The sequence below is a fragment of the Kosakonia oryziphila genome, assembly GCF_900094795.1.
GTDB classification, from domain to species: domain Bacteria; phylum Pseudomonadota; class Gammaproteobacteria; order Enterobacterales; family Enterobacteriaceae; genus Kosakonia; species Kosakonia oryziphila.
Window position 1 is genome coordinate 1 of sequence record NZ_FMBC01000126.1, and the last position, 1,193, is coordinate 1,193.

Here is a 1,193-nt window from a genome sequence, read left to right on the forward strand (position 1 = left end):
CGGGGTATTTTCCGCCGGAATACGCGTTCACGTAAAACCAGAAACTGCGTTCACGTTCCGCCAGAATTGGTGTTCACGTTGGGCCAGAATATGCACACCATAAGTCTGCGTACAACCTTCTCAGAAAGTCGCTGGCCTTTGTGCCGTAGCATAGCGTGCAGACGGCGATAACCATAACAACGATAGTTACCGTTGAAGATCTCTGTCATTGCGATACGTACGGTCGCGTATTTATCTCCCGAGCGCAGAGCTGTCCGGTGGTAAAAAAAACTGCTCCGCGCAAGCTCAAGGACTCGCAGTAGCTCTGTCAACGGGTACGAGTCTCTCAGGACATCAGCGATCTGCGTCTTTTCCCTGTTTGTCAGAGTGCTGACGCTGATGCCCGGGTCTTTTTTTATGATTTCCTCCGCTTTTTTCAGGATATCAAGCTCCATCTGCTGTCGACGTATCTCCTGATTAAGTCGGTTAACTTCTTCGCGCAGCGCGTCGCGCTCCTCTGTAAGAGACGGCTTTTCATGTTTGCGCATGGACTGGTAAGCCTCACCACCGATGATTTCATCTTTCCATTTGTACAATACCGTGCGACTGATGCCAATGTTCCGGGCGATTTCACTGGCGGGTACATGCCGTGTACAAAGCGCCATGACAGCCTGGCGTTTCAACTCAGGTTCAAAAGGTGCATTTTGATTGATCGTACTGGTGAAAATAAGCCGTCTGTCGGGATGACGTTCATTAACCCAGCGAGCCAGTACATCACAGCAGGGATAACCAAGAGTCCTGCTGGTAAACGCCAGACAGCAGCCGTGGTTAAGATAATGTTCAACCGCAACCCGCTTTTGCACATCAGAGTAACGGGGCTTACGGCGTATGGCTTCTGTAGCACCGTCACTCGCTTCCCATAAACGGATCCAGCGGCGCAGGTTTCTTTTAGAGGGGTAACCCAGTTCACGAACCACGGGAGCCAGTTTTTTGCCGTATTTAAAGTAAAGCTCAATTGCGCGGAGCCGTTCTGCTTCGGTAAACATTATTTATCTCCTGAGAGTCCAGGAAATCGTCCGCATCCCCATTACCGTCTTATATCACTGGCGCTAACAGTAACAACATTCGCTGACGACAAAGACCTGACAGGCCAGACGGATACTGATCCCCCGGTGTTCTACCGCATACTGCGCCATCCGCTTCCGGTCTGATGG

1 pseudogene is annotated in these 1,193 nt (G+C 51.0%); it reads right to left on the reverse strand.

Features of this window, described 5'->3' with window-relative positions:
* Nucleotides 1–95: 95 nt before the first annotated feature.
* A pseudogene (locus tag GA0061070_RS24460) lies at nt 96–1,025 on the reverse strand (transposase); the annotation flags it as partial.
* Between the last annotated feature and the right edge of the window lie 168 nt (nt 1,026–1,193).